The 233-nt window shown below is 67.4% G+C and carries 1 protein-coding gene; it reads left to right on the top strand.

Annotation, left to right across the window (positions count from 1 at the left end; all coding sequences use genetic code 11):
• Window positions 1-136: HIT family protein (locus tag HKX41_13710; GenBank protein ID NNC25189.1), on the top strand; the 136-nt coding region annotated here is incomplete at its 5' end.
• Window positions 137-233: the final 97 nt, after the last annotated feature.

Below are 233 nucleotides of genomic sequence, written 5' to 3'. Positions count from 1 at the left end.
AGTCGAGCACGTCCACGTCCATATCGTCCCGCGGGTCGAGGGGGACGGCGGCAGTCCCATCCACGCCGTCGCGGGCGAGCGACCCGACCTCTCCGACGAAGAACTGGCCGACATCGAGGCGGCCATCTCGGGCTGAAGGCACCGACCTCGTTCCTGCCGACGCCGCGCTCACTCGCCAATCGTGTCGATGTAAACACACATATGGCCGCCGCGAGTACCGAGCGGCGTGACAG

This window comes from Salifodinibacter halophilus, from assembly GCA_012999515.1.
Taxonomy (GTDB): Bacteria; Pseudomonadota; Gammaproteobacteria; order Nevskiales; family Salinisphaeraceae; genus Salifodinibacter; species Salifodinibacter halophilus.
This window is presented reverse-complemented; position numbering and strand designations above follow the sequence as displayed.